This window comes from Burkholderia seminalis (assembly GCF_001718535.1).
GTDB classification, from domain to species: domain Bacteria; phylum Pseudomonadota; class Gammaproteobacteria; order Burkholderiales; family Burkholderiaceae; genus Burkholderia; species Burkholderia seminalis.
Genome location: NZ_CP013398.1, coordinates 3,301,553 through 3,319,410, shown reverse-complemented (window position 1 = coordinate 3,319,410; position 17,858 = coordinate 3,301,553). Strand labels below are relative to the sequence as shown.

At 69.2% G+C, this 17,858-nt stretch carries 19 protein-coding genes; 6 read left to right on the top strand and 13 right to left on the bottom strand.

Translation table 11 applies throughout. The annotated features are described in order from the left end of the window. The first annotated feature begins 224 nt into the window (after window positions 1-224). Window positions 225-776, top strand: a complete 552-nt coding sequence (locus tag WJ12_RS15010) for a cupin domain-containing protein (protein WP_034189292.1) — start codon at window positions 225-227, stop codon at window positions 774-776. An 83-nt stretch (window positions 777-859) separates the two neighbouring features. Then, a complete protein-coding gene (locus tag WJ12_RS15005; protein ID WP_059558887.1) occupies window positions 860-2,350 on the top strand; it encodes an aldehyde dehydrogenase in 1,491 nt (496 codons plus the stop codon). A gap of 60 nt (window positions 2,351-2,410) precedes the next feature. Here the strand turns inward: WJ12_RS15005 and WJ12_RS15000 are convergent, their stop codons facing one another. After that, window positions 2,411-2,611, bottom strand: a complete 201-nt coding sequence (locus WJ12_RS15000) for a heavy-metal-associated domain-containing protein (RefSeq protein ID WP_011353438.1) — start codon at window positions 2,609-2,611, stop codon at window positions 2,411-2,413. Between the two features lie 334 nt (window positions 2,612-2,945). Here WJ12_RS15000 and WJ12_RS14995 point away from each other — a divergent pair, with 334 nt between their 5' ends. Beyond that, the gene (locus tag WJ12_RS14995) at window positions 2,946-3,278 is read left to right on the top strand and encodes a cupredoxin domain-containing protein (protein WP_011353437.1); all 333 of its coding nucleotides are present in this window, start codon (window positions 2,946-2,948) and stop codon (window positions 3,276-3,278) included. 12 nt (window positions 3,279-3,290) lie between these two features. Beyond that, entirely contained in the window at window positions 3,291-4,127 is an 837-nt protein-coding gene (locus WJ12_RS14990) for an FTR1 family iron permease (RefSeq protein ID WP_034189114.1), read from the top strand. Between the two features lie 106 nt (window positions 4,128-4,233). On the opposite strand, the gene WJ12_RS14985 is transcribed toward WJ12_RS14990, so the two are convergent. The 7 genes from WJ12_RS14985 to WJ12_RS14955 all read right to left on the bottom strand — a co-directional run bounded on the left by WJ12_RS14985 (window position 4,234) and on the right by WJ12_RS14955 (window position 10,577). After that, window positions 4,234-4,452, bottom strand: a complete 219-nt coding sequence (locus WJ12_RS14985) for a hypothetical protein (RefSeq protein ID WP_034189115.1) — start codon at window positions 4,450-4,452, stop codon at window positions 4,234-4,236. Beyond that, a complete protein-coding gene (locus WJ12_RS14980; RefSeq protein ID WP_034189116.1) occupies window positions 4,452-4,904 on the bottom strand; it encodes a hypothetical protein in 453 nt (150 codons plus the stop codon). Before WJ12_RS14980 ends, WJ12_RS14985 begins: the two co-directional genes overlap by 1 nt. Window positions 4,905-4,995: 91 nt before the next feature. Beyond that, window positions 4,996-6,813, bottom strand: coding sequence for a glutamine--fructose-6-phosphate transaminase (isomerizing) (gene glmS / locus WJ12_RS14975; protein WP_059558882.1), 1,818 nt, complete (start codon window positions 6,811-6,813; stop codon window positions 4,996-4,998). Window positions 6,814-6,867: 54 nt separating this feature from the next. Further along, on the bottom strand, window positions 6,868-8,229 hold the full coding sequence (glmU, locus tag WJ12_RS14970) for a bifunctional UDP-N-acetylglucosamine diphosphorylase/glucosamine-1-phosphate N-acetyltransferase GlmU (RefSeq protein ID WP_069245718.1): 1,362 nt from the start codon (window positions 8,227-8,229) through the stop codon (window positions 6,868-6,870). A 135-nt stretch (window positions 8,230-8,364) separates the two neighbouring features. After that, window positions 8,365-9,357 carry a tRNA 2-thiocytidine(32) synthetase TtcA gene (gene ttcA, locus WJ12_RS14965; RefSeq protein WP_034189119.1) on the bottom strand — a complete coding sequence of 331 codons (993 nt, stop codon included), beginning with the start codon at window positions 9,355-9,357 and terminating at the stop codon, window positions 8,365-8,367. Continuing rightward, the gene (locus tag WJ12_RS14960) at window positions 9,354-9,758 is read right to left on the bottom strand and encodes a dihydroneopterin aldolase (protein ID WP_034189120.1); all 405 of its coding nucleotides are present in this window, start codon (window positions 9,756-9,758) and stop codon (window positions 9,354-9,356) included. The genes ttcA and WJ12_RS14960 overlap by 4 nt, the downstream gene beginning before the upstream one ends. A gap of 75 nt (window positions 9,759-9,833) precedes the next feature. Beyond that, window positions 9,834-10,577: an SDR family oxidoreductase gene (locus WJ12_RS14955; protein ID WP_034189121.1), complete on the bottom strand. Its 744-nt coding sequence runs from the start codon at window positions 10,575-10,577 to the stop codon at window positions 9,834-9,836. A gap of 13 nt (window positions 10,578-10,590) precedes the next feature. Here WJ12_RS14955 and WJ12_RS14950 point away from each other — a divergent pair, with 13 nt between their 5' ends. Together WJ12_RS14950 and WJ12_RS14945 are read left to right on the top strand one after the other, a co-directional pair. Beyond that, window positions 10,591-11,781: a class I SAM-dependent methyltransferase gene (locus tag WJ12_RS14950; protein ID WP_034189122.1), complete on the top strand. Its 1,191-nt coding sequence runs from the start codon at window positions 10,591-10,593 to the stop codon at window positions 11,779-11,781. Between the two features lie 12 nt (window positions 11,782-11,793). Next, window positions 11,794-11,988 (top strand): DUF2905 domain-containing protein, encoded by a 195-nt coding sequence (locus tag WJ12_RS14945; protein WP_006477606.1) that lies wholly within the window; start codon window positions 11,794-11,796, stop codon window positions 11,986-11,988. Window positions 11,989-12,014: 26 nt separating this feature from the next. Here the strand turns inward: WJ12_RS14945 and WJ12_RS14940 are convergent, their stop codons facing one another. The 5 genes from WJ12_RS14940 to WJ12_RS14920 form a co-directional block, all read right to left on the bottom strand. Further along, entirely contained in the window at window positions 12,015-12,236 is a 222-nt protein-coding gene (locus tag WJ12_RS14940; RefSeq protein WP_021163760.1) for a hypothetical protein, read from the bottom strand. Between the two features lie 113 nt (window positions 12,237-12,349). Further along, on the bottom strand, window positions 12,350-13,258 hold the full coding sequence (locus tag WJ12_RS14935; RefSeq protein WP_049031811.1) for a carbohydrate kinase family protein: 909 nt from the start codon (window positions 13,256-13,258) through the stop codon (window positions 12,350-12,352). Then, window positions 13,255-14,535 (bottom strand): AGE family epimerase/isomerase, encoded by a 1,281-nt coding sequence (locus WJ12_RS14930; protein ID WP_049031812.1) that lies wholly within the window; start codon window positions 14,533-14,535, stop codon window positions 13,255-13,257. The genes WJ12_RS14935 and WJ12_RS14930 overlap by 4 nt, the downstream gene beginning before the upstream one ends. Next, window positions 14,532-15,551 (bottom strand): LacI family DNA-binding transcriptional regulator, encoded by a 1,020-nt coding sequence (locus WJ12_RS14925; protein WP_034189125.1) that lies wholly within the window; start codon window positions 15,549-15,551, stop codon window positions 14,532-14,534. The genes WJ12_RS14930 and WJ12_RS14925 overlap by 4 nt, the downstream gene beginning before the upstream one ends. A gap of 364 nt (window positions 15,552-15,915) precedes the next feature. Continuing rightward, the gene (locus tag WJ12_RS14920; protein ID WP_049029326.1) at window positions 15,916-17,754 is read right to left on the bottom strand and encodes an EAL domain-containing protein; all 1,839 of its coding nucleotides are present in this window, start codon (window positions 17,752-17,754) and stop codon (window positions 15,916-15,918) included. Window positions 17,755-17,858: the final 104 nt, after the last annotated feature.

Genomic DNA, 17,858 nt, shown 5'->3' with positions numbered 1-17,858 from the left:
CAAAAACGGCGTCAAATGTTTTTTAACGGTCCTGCATCAGGGCTTTCCCGAGCAGTGCGAACAAAAGATTCGCAAACGGAATAGTCGGCGAGGTGTTCATTATTTCGAACGCCTTTCAGGGTTTTCCCCGCTGATCTGCGGCATAAAGTGATTAGAATATTCAACGGCTGTCCACTGCGTCGTTTCACTTTGTCATCGCACCTATCGTGTCCGAAACCGAATCGATGTCCACCGAAGTCGCCGAGCGCCTGCGCTTCGTGCGCAACAAGCATGGCCTGTCGCAGCGCGAACTCGCGAAGCGGGCCGGCGTGACCAACGGCACGATCTCGCTGATCGAACAGGGGCGCGTGAGCCCGTCGGTCGGATCGCTGAAGAAGTTGCTCGAATGCATACCGATGAGTCTGGCGGAGTTCTTCACGTTCGAGCTCGTCGAGTCGCGCTCGGTCGTGTCGCGTCGTGACGAGATGCCGAACCTCGGCAACGACACGCTCGCGTTTCATCTGGTCGGCGCGAGCGTGAAGGACCGCAACATGTGCATCCTGCGCGAGATCTATCAGCCGCACGCCGACACGGGCCCCGAGATGCTCGTGCATGCGGGGCACGAGGGCGGTGTCGTCGTGTCGGGCCGGCTCGAGCTGACCGTCGACGGCGCGACGTGGCTGCTCGACCCCGGAGACGGCTACTACTTCGAAAGCCGTTTGCCGCACCGTTTTCGCAATCCCAGCGCGGAACTGATCTGCGAGGTCGTCTCGGCCAATTCGCCGGCGACCTTCTGACCGCGCGTCATCGCATTCGCTGCAGGCCGGCCGCGCGTCAGGCGCGCGGCGCACCGCGAATGTCAAAACATTGAGGCATCCTGATGAACAAGTTGACTTTGGCTGACTGGCAGGACAAGGCGGCGTCGCTCCGGATCGAAGGGCGCGCATTCATCGACGGCGCGTCGCGCGACGCGCACGGCGGCAAGACGTTCGACTGCGTGAGCCCGATCGACGGCCGCGTGCTCGCGAAGGTCGCCGACTGCGGCGAAGCCGACGTGAACGCAGCCGTCGCGGCGGCACGCCGGGCGTTCGACGCAGGCGTATGGGCCGGCCTGAACCCGCGCGCACGCAAGGCCGTGCTGCTGCGCTGGGCCGCGCTGATGCGCGAGCATCTCGACGAACTGTCGCTGCTCGAGACGCTCGACGCGGGCAAGCCGATCGGCGACACGACGACGGTCGACGTGCCGGGCGCCGCGTACTGCGTCGAATGGTTCGCGGAAGCGATCGACAAGGTCGGCGGCGAGGTCGCGCCGGCCGATCATCATCTGGTCGGTCTCGTCACGCGCGAGCCGGTCGGCGTGGTGGCGGCCGTCGTGCCGTGGAATTTCCCGATCCTGATGGCCGCGTGGAAATTCGGCCCCGCGCTCGCGGCCGGCAACAGCGTCGTGCTGAAGCCGTCGGAGAAATCGCCGCTGACCGCGATCCGCGTCGCGCAGCTCGCGTTCGAAGCCGGCATCCCGGCCGGCGTGTTCAACGTCGTGCCGGGCGCTGGCGAACCGGGCAAGCTGCTCGCGCTGCATCGCGACGTCGACTGCATCGCGTTCACGGGCTCGACGGCCGTCGGCAAGCTGATCATGCAGTACGCGGCGCAGTCGAACCTGAAGCGCGCATGGCTCGAGCTCGGCGGCAAGTCGCCGAACATCGTGCTGCCCGATTGCCCCGATCTCGACCGTGCCGCGCAAACGGCGGCCGGCGCGATCTTCTACAACATGGGCGAGATGTGTACGGCCGGGTCGCGGCTGCTCGTGCATCGCGACATCAAGGACGCCTTCATCGAGAAGCTCGTCGCGGCCGCCCGCGCGTACGTGCCGGGCAACCCGCTCGACCCGTCGGTGTCGATGGGCGCGATCGTCGACGGCATCCAGCTCGAACGCGTGCTCGGATACATCGAGGCGGGGCGCGGCGAAGGCCGGCTCGTCACGGGCGGGGCGCGCGTGAAGGAGGAGACGGGCGGCTTTTACGTCGAGCCGACGGTGTTCGAGGTGACGCCCGATGCGAGGATCGCGCGCGAGGAAATCTTCGGGCCCGTGCTGTCGGTGATCGTGTTCGACGACGTCGACGAGGCCGTGCGGATCGCGAACGACACCGAATACGGGCTGGCCGCGGCCGTGTGGACGTCGAACCTGACGACCGCGCACGACGTGTCGCGCCGGCTGCGTGCGGGTACCGTGTGGGTGAACTGCTACGACGAGGGCGGCGACATGAACTTCCCGTTCGGCGGCTACAAGCAGTCGGGCAACGGCCGCGACAAGTCGCTGCACGCGCTCGAGAAATACACCGAGCTGAAGTCGACGCTGATCCGGCTGCGCTGACGCGCTGCCGTGTGCGGGCGCATCGCCGTGCGGCGGTGCGCCCGCCTTTCCGAGGGCGCGTCAGGCGGCGCGCAGCGCGGGATGGAAGCCGGCGGCCTCGATGATCGACTGCACGCGCTCGGCGCCTTGCGCCGATTCGACCTTGACGATTTTCGCCGCGACGTCGATGTCGAGCTTCGCGGCGGGATCGGCGGCCGTCACCGCACGCGTGATCGCATTGGCGCAGCCGCCGCAGGTCATGTCCTGCACTTCGAATTCCATCGTGTTCTCCTGAATGGATGATTGACGAACACCGTCAACATGAAGTTTGCCATGGTGGGAAGGTCAAGCACTGTGTGCAGGATACCGCGCGGCCGATGGATGACGCGTCAGGCGGTGGTCGGACGAATCGGCGCGGCGCCGCGCATGCCGGTCGGTGTTTGGCCCGATTGACCGTGGCCGCGCGGCGTCGCGCGTCGGGAAAAGCCTTTCCGGACAACATGCCGTGAAACGATGTGGGGCATTATTTCCATATTGAAAACGTGGGCATTCGTTGTGGAAATGCGAATCGCTCTTAGTATCGATTCCCCTCAAGATCCGTTCTCCGTTTCCGACCATGAATCGTTTTGCTTTCGGCTTCGCGCTGGCCCTGCTGGGCGCATCGGCAACGTCCGCATTCGCTGCCGACGACGTCGTCAACCTGACCCTGAAGGACCACAAGTTTTCGCCCGATGGCGTGACGATCCCCGCCGGCAAGAAGGTGAAATTCGTCGTGAAGAACCTCGACGCGACGCCCGCGGAATTCGAGAGCGACGACTTCAAGGCGGAGAAGGTCGTGCCGGCCGGCAAGTCGGTCGAGATCCTCGTCGGGCCGCTGAAGGCGGGCACCTACGAGTTCCACGACGAGTATCACGAAGCGCAGTCGAAGACGCACCTGACCGTCAAGTAAGCGGAAACCGACATGCTGTCGACTGCCCTGATCGTCTTTCGTGAAGTGCTCGAGGCCGCGCTGGTGGTGTCGATCGTGATGGCCGCCACGAAGGGCGTGCCGCGGCGCGGCTGGTGGGTGAGCGGCGGGCTGGTCGGCGGCGTGATCGGTGCCGGCCTGATCGCGGCGTTCGCCGACGTGATCTCGCAATGGGCGTCCGGCATGGGGCAGGAAGTCTTCAACGCGGGCGTGATGTTCGTCGCGACGCTGATGCTGGCGTGGCACTGCATCTGGATGAGCCGGCACGGCCGCGAGATGGCGCTGCACATGGGCGAAGTCGGCCGGGCCGTCGCGGCCGGCCGCCGGCCGCTGACGGGTCTCGCCATCGTGGTCGGCGTCGCGGTGCTGCGCGAAGGCTCCGAGGCCGTGCTGTTCCTCTACGGGATCGCGGCGGGCGATCCGGGACAGACGCCGCAGATGATCGTCGGCGGTCTGCTCGGCGTGCTCGGTGGCGCCGGGCTCGGCTATGCGATGTATGCGGGCCTGCTGCAGATTCCGCTGAAGCGCCTGTTCTCCGTCACCAATGCGCTGATCGTGCTGCTCGCGGCGGGGATGGCGAGCCAGTGCGTCGGCTTCCTGCTGGCCGCGGGGCTCGTGCCGTCGTGGGGCGACGCGATCTGGGACACGTCGTGGCTGCTCAAGGAATCGAGCATCGTCGGCAAGGCGCTCCATACGCTGATCGGCTATACCGCGCGTCCGGCGGGCATCCAGATCGCCGCGTACGTCGCGACGCTGGCGGCGATCCTCGTGCTGGCCCGGCTCGTCGGCCGGCCGCGGCAGGTGGCGAGGCCGCCGCGCGCGACCGCCTGAGCGTTGCGGGTTCGAATGAAAGAAGGGGCGTCGTCGACGCCCCTTCTTTCATGTGCGATGCGTGAGCGCCGCGACCGTCACGGCACGCGTACGGTGGCGCGGCCGGTCAGCGGTGGCTGTCGATCCAGGCGCGGGCCCATTCGAGCCCCGCTTCGCGCGCCTCGTCCTCGGTATCGAAGACGCCGAGCACGCCGGATGCCTCGACCAGCTTGTTGTTCTGCGTGATCGTGCCGCTCGCCGCGAAGCGGTCGGGCTGCATGATCTCCTCCTGCTGCAGGATCGCATGGCCCCAGATCTGGTAGCCGTGGTAGGTTTGCGCTTCCATTATCGAGTCACCTCCGCGGCGCGGCCCTGCGTGCCGACCTGCAGCACGTTGCCGTCCGGCGTGTATTGACGCGGGATGTTGGAGAAGCCCAGCGCGTGCGTCTCGTCGGAGCCGGCCGGGTGCATCACCGTGAGGCGGCCCGGCGCGGGTTGTGCGACAGGGCGCGGCGCCGCCGGCGTTTCGGTCGCGGTGGCGGCCGGGTGATGCGGGCCGGCTTTCACGGCTTGCGCGACACGGCGCTTGTGCGGCTTCGCGGGGGCTTTCGGCGTGACGCTCGCGTGCTTCTCCGCGCTCTTGCCGGTACGCGCGTCGGCGCCCGTGCGCGCGGCCGGCGTACGGGCCGCCGGATGTCGTGCCTCGGGCGGGTTCCAGACCTCGACGTAATGCTCGGCGGCCCAGCCCGTCGACGCGAACGTCAGCGCCAGCAATCCGCATCCAATCAGTCTTACCATTGTCTCTCCGTCTTCGACCTGGCCGAATGGCCTGCTTCGCACCGCGGCGCGATGAGGGTGGCCCGGCGCGGGCCATCCCGGTCGTCCTGCGTTACTCCACCGTCACCGATTTCGCGAGGTTCCGCGGCTTGTCGACGTCGGTGCCGCGCGCGCACGCGGTGTGATACGCGAGCAGCTGCAGCGGCACGACGTGCAGGATCGGCGACAGCTGCCCGTAGTGTTCCGGCATCCGGATCACGTGCAGGCCGTCGTCGTTGACGATCTGCGTATCGGCATCGGCGAACACGTACAGCTCGCCGCCGCGCGCGCGCACTTCCTGCATGTTCGACTTCAGTTTCTCGAGCAGCGTGTCGTTCGGCGCGACCGTGACGACCGGCATCGCTTCCGTGACGAGCGCGAGCGGCCCGTGCTTCAGTTCGCCGGCCGGATAGGCCTCGGCGTGGATGTACGAGATTTCCTTCAGCTTCAGCGCGCCTTCCAGCGCGATCGGGTAGTGCAGCCCGCGGCCGAGGAACAGCGCGTTTTCCTTGCGCGCGAACTCCTCCGACCACGCGATGATCTGCGGCTCGAGCGCGAGCACGCTGTTCAGCGCGGCCGGCAGGTGGCGCAGCTCCTTCAGGAATTGCGCTTCCTGCGCGGCGTCGACGTGCCCACGCAGCTTGCCGAGCGTCGCGGCCAGCACGAACAGCGCGACGAGCTGCGTCGTGAACGCCTTCGTCGATGCGACGCCGATCTCGGTGCCCGCATGCGTGAGGAACTGCATTTCCGTCAGGCGCACCATCGCGCTCGTCGCGACGTTGCACACCGCGAGCGTGTGCGTGTGGCCGAGCGACTGCGCGTGCTTGAGCGCCGCGAGCGTGTCGGCCGTCTCGCCCGACTGCGAGATCACGAGCACGAGCTGGCGCGGGTTCGGCACCGATTCGCGGTAGCGGTATTCGCTCGCGATCTCGACCTGCGTCGGGATCTTCGCGATCGATTCGAGCCAGTACTTCGCGGTGAGGCCCGAGTAGTAGCTCGTGCCGCAGGCGAGGATCAGCAGGCTGTCGATCTCCGCGAACGCGGCGGGCGCGGCGTCGCCGAACAGCGTCGCGTCGAAGGCTTCCGTCTGCGGCACGGTATCGCTGATCGCGCGCGGCTGCTCGAAGATTTCCTTCTGCATGAAGTGGCGATAGGGGCCGAGCTCGACCGCGCCGCCGTACGCGCTGACCACGCGGATCTCGCGCTGCACGGTGGCGCCGTGGCGATCGACGATCGTCACGCCGTCGAGCGACAGCTCGCACACGTCGCCTTCCTCGAGGAACGTGAAGCGGTCGGTGCTGCCCGCGAGCGCGAGCGCATCGGACGCGAGGAAGTTCTCGCCGTCGCCGTGGCCGACGACGAGCGGCGAACCCTGGCGCGCGCCGACGACGGTATGCGGCTGGTCCTTGTGGATCACGGCGATCGCATACGCGCCGTGCAGCTGCTGCACGGCTTCGCGCACGGCGTCGAACAGGTTGCCGCGATACAGGCTGTGCACGAGGTGCGCGATCACCTCGGTGTCGGTCTGCGACACGAATTCGTAGCCCTTCGCGCGCAGCGCCTCGCGCAGCGGCTCGAAGTTCTCGATGATGCCGTTGTGCACGAGCGCCAGCGCGTTCGACGAGAAGATCGGGTGTGCGTTGTGCGTGACGGGCGCGCCGTGCGTCGCCCAGCGCGTGTGCGCGACGCCCGTCGTGCCTTCGAGATGCGACTCGCGCACCTGCGTGTCGAGATCGGCGACGCGCGCGACGCTGCGCGCGCGCTTCGGCGCGCCCGGCTCGAGCACGGCGACGCCGCACGAGTCGTAGCCACGGTATTCGAGGCGCCGCAATCCTTCGATCAGCACCGGAACGATATTACGCTGCGCAACTGCGCCGACAATGCCGCACATGAATGGTCAATCCTGTAAGTCGACGCGGGCGCCGCCGGGGCACCCGCAAAAGGTTCAGCTCTTCTTCTTGACCGGGCGGACGTAGCCGCTCTTCGCGGTCTGGGTCTTCTCGTTCAACGCGAGCAGGCCGTCGGCCACGTCCTTCCAGATCGTCGTGCCGGCGGCGATCGTCACGCCGCGGCCGACGCGCACGGGCGCGACGAGCTGCGTGTCGGAGCCGACGAACACGTCGTCCTCGATCACGGTGCGGAACTTGTTCGCACCGTCGTAGTTGCAGGTGATCGTGCCCGCGCCGATGTTCACGCGCGCGCCGATGTCGGCGTCGCCGATGTAGGTGAGGTGGTTCGCCTTCGAGCCGTGGCCGATCACCGCGTTCTTCACCTCGACGAAGTTGCCGACGTGCGCTTCGTCCCCGAGCTGCGCGCCGGGGCGCAGCCGCGCGTACGGGCCGATCACGGTGTGCGCGCCGAGCTCGGCGCCGTCGATGTGCGTGAACGCGTCGATGCGCGTGCCGGTGCCGACCGACGCGTTGCGGATCACGCAGTTCGCGCCGATCGTCACGTTGTCGGCGAGCGTCACGTTGCCTTCGAACACGCAGTTCACGTCGATCGACACGTCGCGGCCGCAGCGCAGCGTGCCGCGCACGTCGAGGCGCGCCGGATCGGCGAGCGTGACGCCGTCGGCGAGCAGCGCGTCCGCGACGTTGCGCTGGTGGATCCGCTCGAGTTCCGCGAGCTGTGCCTTGCTGTTGACGCCGAGCGTTTCCCAGTCCTCGTCGGGCTGCGACGTGACGACCTCGAAGCCGGCCTCGATCGCGAGTTCGACGACGTCGGTCAGGTAGTACTCGCCCTGCGCGTTCTCGTTCTTCAGCGCGCCGAGCCACATCGACAGCTGGGCCGTCGGCGTGACGATGATGCCCGTGTTGATCTCGGCGATCCTCAGCTCGTCCGGCGAGGCGTCCTTCTGCTCGACGATGCGCGTGACGAAGCCCGACGCATCGCGCACGATGCGGCCATAGCCGGTCGGATCGTCGAGCGTGACGGTCAGAATCCCGTAGCGGCCCTCGCGCGCGGCATCGACGAGGTGCTGCAGCGTCGACGCGCGCGTGAGCGGCACGTCGCCGTACAGCACGAGCGTCGGTTGCGCGGGATCGAGGAGCGGCAGGGCCTGGCGCACCGCGTGGCCGGTGCCGAGCTGCTCGGCCTGCACCGCGAACTGGACATCGGGCGCGGTGACGGCGGCTTCGACCTGCTCGGCACCGTGACCGACGACGACGACCAGCCGGGACGGCTGCAGCGTGCGCGCGGTGTCGATGACGTGGGAGAGAAGCGGCCTGCCGGCCAGGGGGTGAAGCACTTTCGGCAGCGCGGAACGCATGCGCTTGCCGGTGCCTGCCGCCAAAATCACGATATTCATGGCGCCAGCTTGTCTGAGGAGTTCGAAGCCGTCCATTTTAGCATGCGGCCCCCGCCGTTCCGGGCCTGTCGCGGCGGGGCGACAGCGCCGGAACAGGGGCCGCGAGCCCTTGTTCCGGCTGGGTTCGGGCCCTGCTTACAGGTCGTCGAACTGGACGATCGAGATCGGCCGGGCGGCGCCCGGCGCGGCGGTATCGTCGCCCGATGCGCACGGTTCCTCGTCGAACGCGATGTCGCCTTGCGGATCGGCCTCGCCGGTCGCGCGCAGCGACTGGAACGGGTACAGCGTCGTGTCCATCAGGTGCGACGGCACGACCTTCGCGAGCGCGTTGAACATGTTGTCGACGCGGCCCGGGAAGCGCTTGTCCCATTCGCGGATCAGCGCCTTCATTTCCGCGCGCTTCAGGTTCGGCTGGCTGCCGCACAGGTTGCACGGGATGATCGGAAATTCGCGCAACTCCGCGTATTTCTCGAGATCGGTTTCCTTCACGTACGCGAGCGGGCGGATCACGATGTTCTTGCCGTCGTCCGACTGCAGCTTCGGCGGCATCCCCTTCAGCTTGCCGCCGTAGAACATGTTGAGCAGCAGCGTCTGCACGATGTCGTCGCGATGGTGGCCGAGCGCGATCTTGGTCGCGCCGAGCTCGCCGGCCACACGGTACAGGATCCCGCGGCGCAGCCGCGAGCACAGCGAGCAGGTCGTCTTGCCTTCGGGGACGAGCCGCTTGACGATGCTGTAGGTGTCCTGGTTCTCGATGTGGAACGGCACGCCGACCTGCTTCAGGTACTCGGGCAGCACGTGCTCGGGGAAGCCCGGCTGCTTCTGGTCGAGGTTCACCGCGACGATGTCGAAGTCGATCGGCGCGCGCTCGCGCAGGCGCAGCAGCACGTCGAGCATCGCGTAGCTGTCCTTGCCGCCCGACAGGCACACCATCACCTTGTCGCCGTGCTCGATCATGTTGTAGTCGCCGATCGCCTGGCCGACCTGGCGCACGATCCGCTTGTACAGCTTGTTGTTCTCGTACGCTTCCTTCTGCTCGCGGCGCGTCAGCGCCTGGCGGCCGGCCGGCGCGGCGTCGTCGAGGGTGGCGGCCGCGGCCGCCGTGTCATTCGTGTGGGGGGCGTTCATGCGCGCTCCTCGTCCTTGATGCGAAAGACTTCGACGCCGACGGCGTCGCAGTCCGGATAGGCGTCCGGTTTCTCGGTACAGACGCGTACCGCGCGCACGGTGTCGTGCGCCAGCAGGTGCGCGGCGATCGCGTCGCACAGCGTTTCCTGCAGGTGGATGTGGCCGCGCGCCACGCATTGCGCGACGCTCTGCTTCATCAGATCGTAGTCGACGACTTCATGCAGCCGGTCGTCGACGGGGGTGGACAGCGCGAGCGGCACGAACAGGTCGACGTTGATGACGACGCGCTGCTCGCCGCGCTTCTCGTGTTCGAAGGCCCCGATGTTGATGTGCACCTCGTAGTCGCGCAGGTAGAGCCTGCGGCAATCCGCGAGGCGGGGGTGCAGGAGAGCGGAAAACATGGTCGTCCCAGTCAAATTGGCGTGCGCGCACGCAAAGCGGCGCGGGTGGCGGCGGTCAGGCCGCGCCCGCGCGGTTCATTCATTCGGGCCGGCGGCGGGCGGCACGAGGTGCTCGCCGCCGTCGACGGTCAGCGTCGCGCCCGTGACGCCGGGCGCGCTCGCGAGATAGCAGGCGGCCGCCGCGATGTCGTCCGCGTGCGGCGCGTGACCGCGCACGAGCGCCGCGACCCGCACCTTCGGCGCGAGTGCCAGCGCCAGCGCCGACGTCGCGCGGTTCAGCGCGGCCTGCATCAGCGCGTGCGACAGCTGCGCCGGTGCCGGGTGAAACAGGGCCTGATCCAGCACGTGAATCGCGCACGCGCGCAGCGCTTCATGCTCGCGCGCGGCGTCGGGCGTCGCATCGGCGAGCGCGCGGGCCAGCGCGAGCGGCGCCGTCACGTTGCGCGCGAGCGCGCCGGCGAGCGACGCGCCGTCGATCGTCCGCGCGTCGTCGGCGCCCGCGCTGGCGCTGACGAACACCGCGCACGCGGGCCGGCCGAGCGCTTCGCCGCACGCGGCGACGAGCGCGGCCGCATCGGTTTCCAGGGCCAGATCGGCGTCCAGCACGACCGCGCGGCGGCCGAGCGCGGCGACGTCGGCGACGAGCGCATCGGCGGCCGCGCGCGGCGCGCCCTGGCCGCGCTGCAGCGCGACGTCCCAGCCGCGGCGGGCGAACCCCGTCGCGAGCGCGCGGCCGATCGACGCGGCGTCGGCCGCGCTGCCCAGGGCGCCCGTGACGAGCACCACGCGCGGGGTCGACGTATCGGCTGAAACGGTCATTTACAATGCCGGGATGAACCCGAAAGCTCACGAACCCGCTAGTTTACCTGCTCCCGGCCCCGACGCGCTCGCGCAGTCCGAAACCCTTGCCGCGCAACTGCGCGACGAGATCGCGGCGGCCGGCGGCTGGCTGCCGTTCGACCGTTTCATGGAGCGCGCGCTGTATGCGCCCGGCCTCGGCTATTACAGCGGCGGCGCCCGCAAGTTCGGGCGCCGCGCCGACGATGGCAGCGACTTCGTCACCGCGCCGGAGCTGTCGCCGCTGTTCGCGCAAACGCTCGCGCAACCGGTCGCGCAGGCGCTCGCGGCGAGCGACACGCGCCGCGTGATGGAATTCGGCGCGGGCACGGGCAAGCTCGCGGCCGGGCTGCTCGCCGCCCTCGACGCGCAGCGCGTCGAACTCGACGAATACCTGATCGTCGACCTGTCCGGCGAGCTGCGCGAACGGCAGCGCGACACGATCGCGGCCGCCGCGCCGGCGCTGGCCGCGAAGGTGCGCTGGCTCGACGCGCTGCCCGAGCGGTTCGACGGCGTCGTGGTCGGCAACGAGGTGCTCGACGCGATGCCGGTGCGGCTGTTCGCGAAGGCGGGCGGCGCGTGGCACGAGCGCGGCGTCGCGCTCGACGCGCGCCAGGCGTTCGTGTTCGACGACCGGCCCGCCGACGCGGCCGGCCTGCCGCCGGCGCTCGCGGGGCTCGACGTCGGCGACGGCTACGTGACCGAGACGCACGAGGCCGCGCTGGCGTTCACGCGCACCGTCTGCACGATGCTCGCGCGCGGCGCGGTGCTGCTGGTCGACTACGGCTTTCCGGCGCACGAGTACTACCATCCGCAGCGCGACCGCGGCACGCTGATGTGCCACTACCGCCACCAGGCGCACGACGACCCGTTCCTGTACCCGGGGCTGCAGGACATCACCGCGCACGTCGAATTCACCGGCATCTACGACGCGGCCGTCGCGACCGGCGCCGACCTGCTCGGCTACACGTCGCAGGCGCGCTTCCTGCTGAACGCCGGCATCACCGACGCGCTGGCCGCGATCGATCCGTCCGACATCCGCGCGTTCCTGCCGGCCGCGAACGCGGTGCAGAAGCTGATCTCGGAAGCCGAGATGGGCGAGCTGTTCAAGGTGATCGCGTTCTCGCGCGGCATCGACGGCACGCTCGACGCGTTCGCGCGCGGCGACCGCTCGCACGCGCTTTGAGCGAGGGCGGACATGCTGCGCTGGCTGCTGACGACGTTCATCGCGGTGATGATCCTGACGCGCTGCTGGCCGTGGCTCGGCAAGCTCGGCATCGGGCGGATGCCGGGCGACGTCACGCTGACGCTCGGCGGGCGGCGCTACCCGTTCCCGTTCATGTCGACGCTGGTGCTGACGATGCTGCTGTCGATGGTGGCGCGGCTGCTCTGAGCCGCGCCTGAAAGAGGGGGCGCGCGCTACAGCTCGATCTCGCCGAGGATCCGGTGCGCGAGCGCCTTCGCCTCGTCGAACGCTTCTTCCTCGCTGGGGCTCGTCGAGTGGACGTCGTAACGTGTGTTCTCGGTGTCGTCCCCGTCGTCGCGCGAGAGGATCACGTAACCCTGAAACTGCCCGTTGCCCGCATGCTGGGTATGCGCCTTGGCCGTGTAGATGCCTTTCGTGAACGTGTTCGTGTCCATCGTGCTCTCCCGCAAAAGGACACTTCATCGTAGCACTGCGGCGCAGCATGTACAGCGTCGCTTATCGGTGACCGAACGGCGTCCGGTCGCGGCGGCCGGTCACCGTTCCGCTATCAGCGCTCGATCAGCGCGACGACCTCGTCGAGCGTCGGCGCGTGCGCGCCCGTATGCCGGCACGCGGCGGCGCCCGCCGCCAGCGCGAACACGAGATGCTCGCGCCACGACCGCTGCGGGGCGGCCATCAGGCTGAACAGCAGGCCGCCGATCGACGCATCGCCCGCGCCGACGGTATCGGCCACCTCGACGCGCGGCGGGCTGGCCTCGAGCACGTCGCCGCCCGCGTAGAGCGTTGCCGCCTGCGCGCCGCGCGTGACGAGCACGGCCGCGCGCGGGTTCAGCGCGCGCACCGCCGCGATCGCATCGGGGCCGTCGCCGCCGAACAGGTGCCGCAGGTCCTCGTCGGATACCTTGATCAGGTCGGCGAGCGCGGCCATCTTCTCGAGCGTCGGCCGGTACGCGTCCGTCATCAGGTTCCGGACGTTCGGATCGAAGCTGATCTTCACGCCGCGCGCGTGCAGCTCGGCTGCCAGTGCGGCCAGTGTGCCCGCGAGCGGTTCGCGCACGAGGCTGATGCAGCCGAAATGCGCCCATTTCACGTGGTCGGCCCAGCCGGCCGGCAGCCGTGCGGGATCGAACGCGAGATCGGCACTCGCTTCGCCGATGAAGAAATAGGCGGGCGGGCGGGTCTCGTGGACGATCGCGAGCAGCGGCGGCCGCGCGACCCGCTGCAGGAAGCGCAGGTCGAGCCCGGCCGCTTCGCTCGTGCGCCACAGTTCGTCGGAGAAGCAGTCTTCGCCGATCGAACCCGCGAGCGCGCTCGGCACGCCGAGCCGCGCGACCGCGCGTGCGACGTTCCAGCCGGCGCCGCCCGGCACCGAGGTCCATTGCGCATCGCCCGCGCGCACCATGTCGGTCAGGATGTCGCCCGCCGACACGAAAGCCGGAAACGTGCCGCCGCTCATTGCGTCGGTTCGCCGCGTTGCGCGCGCGCGAGCGTCGCGAGCACGTCGTAGCACGCGCCCATCGTGTGATAGTCGGTCTTGCCGGCCGGGCTCTTTTCGTCGCTGTACTTGCGGTTGTCGCAGGTGAGGATCCGGTACCACGCGCCGTAGCGGTGATCGACGAAATGGGCCCAGCTGTAGCGCCAGATCTCGTCGTACCAGTCCCAGAAGCGCTCGCTGCCGGTGCGCGCGCCGAGCATCGCGGCCGCCGCGAAGGTTTCGGCCTGCACCCAGAAGTACTTGTTGTGGTCGCAGATCGTGAAGTCGGGGCCGAAACCGTAGTACAGGCCACCGTGGTCGGCGTCCCACGCATGCGTGAGCGCCGCGTCGAACAGCTCGGCCGCGCGCGGCACGAGCCAGTCGAGCGGGCGGTGCCGTTCGAGGATCAGCAGCAGCTTCGCCCATTCGGTCTGGTGTCCGGGCTGGAAGCCCCACGGGCGGAAGATGTTCGAGCTGTCTTCCTTGTTGTAATCCCAGTCGACCGACCAGTCCGCATGGTAGTGCTCCCACACGAGCCCGCCCGACAGCGCGGCCTGGCGCTGCGTGACGTGGCTCGCGAGCTTTTCCGCGCGATCGAGGTATGTGAGGTGGCCGGTCGCCTCGTACGCCGCGAGCAGCGCCTCGGTCATGTGCATGTTCGCGTTCTGGCCGCGGTACGACGACACGATCCAGTTCGGCGTCGCATCGTCCGCGTACAGGCCCGCGGCCGCATCCCAGAAGCGGTGCTCGGCCAGTTCGTAGGTCGCGGCGATCAGCGGGCGCGCCTCGTCGATGCCGGCCATCGTCGCATGCGCGGCCGCGAGCAGCACGAACGCGAGCCCGTAGCAGTGGCGCGTGCCGTCGAGCGTCGCGCGCTTGCCGCCGTCGCGCCAGTCGAGTTCCCAGTCGTAGCCCTGCAGTTCGTCGTCCCAGTGCGCGTCGCGCAGGAAGCGCAGCCCGTGGCGCGCGTATTCCAGGTGGCGCGGGTCGCCGAAATGCCGGTACGCCATCGCGTAGTTGAAGACGAACCGGCAGCTGCTGACGAGGTGGCGCGACGTGCGGTTGTAGATGCTGCCGTCGTCGCGGAAGTAATGGTAGAAGCCGCCCGTCGGGTCGAATGCGTTCGTCGCGTAGAAGCGCAGCGTGTCCTCGATGTGCGACAGCAGGAACGACGGATCGCGGAAGCTCGCGACGAACGGTGCGTCTGGCGTGTGGGCGGCCGGTGCGGCCGTGCAGGGTTGGACCGGGGGCATGTTCATGATTCGGTGACCGTTGCGGTATCGAGTGCCGGCGAGCCGGCGGGCTGGCTGCTGGCCCGCACGATCAGCTCGACGGGCAGGGAGATCTCGGTGCGCTCGGGCGACTCGGCGAGCAGCAGCTCGACGCCGCGGCGGCCGAGCGCCTCCTTGTCGACCGACAGCGTCGTGAGCGGCGGGCTTGCGTGCGCGGCGGCCGGGATGTTGTCGAAGCCGACGATCGCGATGTCGTCCGGAATCCGCAGGCCGCGCGCGGTGCACACGCGCTGCGCGGCGAGCGCGGCCGCGTCGTTGTACGCGAACACGGCTTCGGGGCGCGGGCCCGGCGCGTCGAGCAGTTGCTCCATCGCGCGCGCGGCGCCCGTGTCGGGATCGAGCCCCGCGTCGATCGTCACTTCGTACGCGGGGTCGAACAGCCGCCCGGCTTCGAAGAACGCGCGCCGGTAGCCGATCGCGCGCTGCGCGATGCTGTAGTGCGCGGGCGAGCCGCCGATGAACGCGATCCGCGTGCGGCCGGTGGCGAGCAGGTGGCGCATCGCGAGCGCGGCGCCCGTCGCGTTGTCGATGTTGACCGAGCGCAGCCCGGGCGCCCACAGGTCGATCAGCACGAGCGGCCGGCCGGTCGCGGCGAGCGCCTCGATCGTCTCGGGCTCGATGAAGCCGGCCACCGCGATCGCGTCGGGCGCGTGCGGGCGCATCTGGCGCAGCACGTCGTCGTTCGGGCCGACCGTGAGCAGCGTCGGCACGATGCCGCGCTCGCGGCACGCGTCCTCGACGCCGTGCAGCACGTGCGAGAAGAACGGGCTGGCGGGAAAGCGGTTGTGCTGGCGATGCAGCAGGAAGGTGAGCCGGCGGATGCGCGGCCGCAACTGCGCGGGATCGTAGCCGAGCCGCTGCGCGATCTCGACGATCCGCGCCCGCGTGGCTTCGGACAGGCCCGGCTGGTTCTTCAGCGCGCGCGAGACGGTGCCGATCGAGACCTCTGCCGCTCGCGCCACATCGCGAATGGTCGTACCCATCGTTCGTTCGGGTCCGGTTTGTTTAGGGTGGGGGCGATTGTATAGTAAAACCCGATGCGGAATTCGGGCCGGATAACCGGGGAATACCCGCAAATAACGGGTTTTTAAGGGCTAATCTGCGAAAACGCCGTTACTAAAAATACTAAACAAAACGTGCAAAAGGCAAGGCGCGCGTGCGAGGCGCCACGGCCGGGAGGCGGGCCGGAAGCGAACGGGCTTCGCACGTCCGGGCGGCATGCGCGACGGCTTGCACGGCCAGGCCGGCAGCCGGTGCGCCACGGTCGGTGCAACGGCGGCGGGCGGACCTCCGTCGCCATCGCCCGAGACGCGGCCGTGCCGCCGCGAACCGCCGGCCGCGTGCCGCTCAGCCTGCCGCCGCGGCCGGCGGTTCGCCGCGATGGCGCAGCGCGGCGCGGCCCGCGTCGAGATCGACGACCGCCAGCCCGTCCGGCTGCTGTTTCGCGCGCCGCTTCGCGAGCGCCGCGACCGATGCGATCTCGTCGCTGCCGTACCGTTTGGCGCCATGCGCGCCGGCCGGTACGCCGACCGCGCCGATCGCCATCGTCACGAAGCCGAAGAACGCCGGGTTGCCGTGGCGGTCCTCGCCGTGCAGCCCGCCCGCCTGCCGGTCGGCCTGCGTGTAGAAGAGCCGCGCGCCGTCGTTGAAGCGCGCGATCGCGTCGGCCGCGCGTTCGCGCCAGTCGTCGCGCTGGAACAGCACGAGGAAATCGTCGCCGCCGACGTGGCCCAGAAAGTCGCGCTGCGGATCGCACACGCCGGCCAGCACCGTCGCGGCGAACTTCAGCACCTCGTCGCCCTGCCAGTAGCCGTACTGGTCGTTGAACGGCTTGAACTGGTTCAGGTCGACGTAGCACGCGTGAAAGCCGGCATCGCGCTGCAGCAGGCGGTCGATGTGCGCGCTGATCGGGATGTTGCCGGGCAGGAATGTCAGCGGATTCGCGTAGCGCGCGGCCTCGATGCGCATCTCGGTCACCGCGCGCACCAGGCTCTCGCCGGTGCCGAGCCCGACGTAGCGGCCGTGTTCGGTGATCACGAAGCCGTCCGCGAGATAGCGCTGGTCGTGGCTCGCGAGCAGACTTGCGAGCTGCTCGAACGTCGTTGCGTTGTCGATCATCAGCGGCGCGTCGTTCGCGAACTGCAGGCACGGCTTCTTCCCGAACACCTCGCGGTGATACGGCAACGCGAAGCGGTCGATGAAGCCGCGGCGATTCACGAGCGCGACGGGCCGCCCGCGTTCGACGAGCGCGACCGCGTGCAGGTCGGGCATCCGGTTGAACAGCTCGAGCACGTCGTTGCTGGTCGCGTCGCGCGGCAGCGCCGGCGCGGGCACCAGCATCTTCCCGGCGATCGTGCCGGCCGGCCGCACCGAGCGCGTCGCGCCGGGAAACACCGCGATGTGCGGCGCGCGGATCGCGTCGCGCGCGGCCGGCGCGACGACGCGCGACGGCCGCGCGTTCGGCCGGCCGAGCAGGAAACCCTGCACGCAGCAGATCCCCATGTCGCGCACGACGATCAGGTCGCATTCGTTCTCGATGCCTTCCGCGATCAGTTGCGCGCCGCTCGCCTGCGCGAAGTGCTGCATCGCCTTCACGGCCTCGAACTTGAGCGGGTCGCGCGCGATGTCGTGGATGAAGAAGCGGTCGATCTTCACGACGTCCGGCTGCAGGCGCAGCCACAGGTTCATGCTCGCGTTCGCGGTGCCGTAGTCGTCGAGCGCGAACTGGACGCCGGCGTCGCGCAGCGACGCGACCGCCGGCCCGATGTGCGCGACATCGGGCATCGCATTCTGCTCGGTCAGCTCGATCACGATGCGCTCGGCGCCGACCCGCGCGCGGCCGAGGAACTGCCGTGCGCGCTCGCGTTTGCTGGCGAGCGCGAGGATCGTCCCGGCGCTGAAATTGAGGAACAGCTTGCCGTCGCAGCCGAGCGCCGCGAACGCGTCGAGGCAGGTGAGCGCGGCGGCCTGCTCGAGCGCGATGGTCTCGCCTTCGCGCGCGGCCTGTGCGAACAGCGCGGCGGGCGGTTCGAGGTCCGTGCCGCGCGGGCCGCGGATCAGCCCTTCGTAACCGACGACCGTCCCCGACCGGAGGTCGACGATCGGCTGGAAGACGGCCGCGAGCGCGCGATCCGCGATCAGGCGCGTGGTGCGGGCGGCAGCGGAGTCGGTGGGGAGCGCGGGCATGGGCGAGGGCAGCCGAATCGACGGGACGTCCGGCTTAACGGCAGCGCTCGCGCGGAATTGAATGAAGATTTCGTGACACGATGGGCGCCGATGGCGCATCGCGC